Below are 1,582 nucleotides of genomic sequence, written 5' to 3' on the forward strand. Positions count from 1 at the left end.
ACGCGCCTGTGCCGGCCTTCCGAACTGGTGCTGGATATCCTGCCGAAGCTTCCCGGACCATTCCGGAAGGAAGATGGAGAGTTGGTGGCCGAGCACAGGGGAGGCCCGGCGACCTAATCTGGGTGCTGGGCCGGGCTGGCCGCCTTTGAGAACAACCGGAGATCCTGCCCCATGCCGACGCTCCATCCCGCAAAAAGCGAAAGTGCGTGGCGTGACTTTCTGGTGTTCCTATGACTGGGACTGACCTCGTTCGGTGGCCCGATTGCCCATCTGAGCTACTTCCGCCTCGAGTTTGTCGAGCGCCGCCGGTGGCTGACGGACCGTAGCTACTCGGATCTGGTGGCCTTGTGCCAGTTGCTTCCAGGCCCAGCCAGCAGCCAGGTTGGGGTGTTGCTGGGCTTGGCCCGCGCCGGCTGGCTTGGCCTGCTGGCCGCCTGGGCAGGTTAATCGCATGGGTCAGGTCGCGTTGGCGCTGCACCAGTTCGGCTACGCGCGCCGCCATGCGGTTGGAATGTTCGATGATGACCCGGATCTGCGAGCGCGGCGAGACCGGGCAGCGTCGAATCCCCGCTAGGAAGCGGATCCTGCCAGATCGGAGGGCAGCTGTCGGCCAGAAGTGGATACTGCAATCATTGCTGCCCGAGCCCACTCCCCAAAGGCAAGGGGGAGCGCCTGCTGTTCGCCCGCTGTCACATCAACTGCGACTAGCTGAAATCTTTGATCGCCTACCTGGCAGGGCAATCCGCGCACCAGCATCCTGTTCGATCTGATGACTAATGATTCTCAGGACTTGCTGCGGTACCGGTGTGCGGCTACCTCGCTATCACTACTTGATCAGGAAGTCATTCAGTGATTTTCCACTTGCTACCAGCTCGGCTATCCATCGCGGTTGCCGCCCTCGACCGGACCACGTCTGGCCGCGCACTGCAGGATTGCGGTACTTGGGAGCGATCTTGGACACTGTCGATTTGGCAGGCCTCCGATCACCTCGCTTCTTGGCGGTTTCGGAGGGCACGATCACTGAAGCGCCGTAGAGTTCCTCTATCGTGTATCCATGATCCTTGACGTACTTGTTGATCTTGGCGCGCATCGCTGTGGCCTTAGGGCGTGACAGCACCTTGGACTGCTGCTTCTCCGCCTGAGCAATCAGTGAGCGAAGTTCCTTGGCAGAAAGGCCGCTGATATCAATAGTCATGAATTCTTCCCCGATGTCGAGGCCCTAGCCTATTCTCAAATGACATTGCGTGTCACTCCATGTCCACTATGAGTCGCTCAATCTCAGGATCGACTACTAAAAAGTGGATCGTGTTAGCTACTCTCTCACTACACATGATTTTCACGTGGCATATGGACCTGAGGACTAAAGACGCGCCGTGAGTGATTGCTGTGGCGTTGCCAAGAGTTCTTTGAGATCGCCAGTTTGAGGCATTGGATGAATCGACGTTAGACTCAAGCGCTTTCCGTAGCAGATCAGGGAGGCAAGACGCATAACCGTGAGATCAATTCCCTTCATTGTCGCTGCCGCGTTGGCGGGAACTTCGCTGGCTGCAGATGCTTCTGAGGATAACCTCCATAGAGATCC

General features: G+C 58.2%; 3 protein-coding genes and 1 pseudogene. 2 read left to right on the forward strand and 2 right to left on the reverse strand.

The window, feature by feature from the left end:
- A pseudogene (locus AC2A1N_RS13550) lies at window positions 1–117 on the forward strand (arsenate reductase (glutaredoxin)); the annotation flags it as partial.
- Window positions 118–270: 153 nt separating this feature from the next.
- Window positions 271–447 carry a chromate transporter gene (locus AC2A1N_RS13555; protein WP_428993198.1) on the forward strand — a complete coding sequence of 59 codons (177 nt, stop codon included), beginning with the start codon at window positions 271–273 and terminating at the stop codon, window positions 445–447.
- 379 nt (window positions 448–826) lie between these two features.
- On the opposite strand, the gene AC2A1N_RS13560 is transcribed toward AC2A1N_RS13555, so the two are convergent.
- The gene (locus AC2A1N_RS13560; RefSeq protein WP_134967888.1) at window positions 827–1,195 is read right to left on the reverse strand and encodes an H-NS histone family protein; all 369 of its coding nucleotides are present in this window, start codon (window positions 1,193–1,195) and stop codon (window positions 827–829) included.
- A gap of 165 nt (window positions 1,196–1,360) precedes the next feature.
- Window positions 1,361–1,582: hypothetical protein (locus AC2A1N_RS13565; RefSeq protein ID WP_484372575.1), on the reverse strand; the 222-nt coding region annotated here is incomplete at its 5' end.

The sequence above is a fragment of the Stenotrophomonas maltophilia group sp. SKK55 genome (genome assembly GCF_057179845.1).

What these genes read in the sequence shown, in the direction of transcription:
- AC2A1N_RS13560 (WP_134967888.1), bottom strand. Translation starts at nt 1,195, where the DNA reads ATGACTATTGATATCAGCGGCCTTTCTGCCAAGGAACTTCGCTCACTG.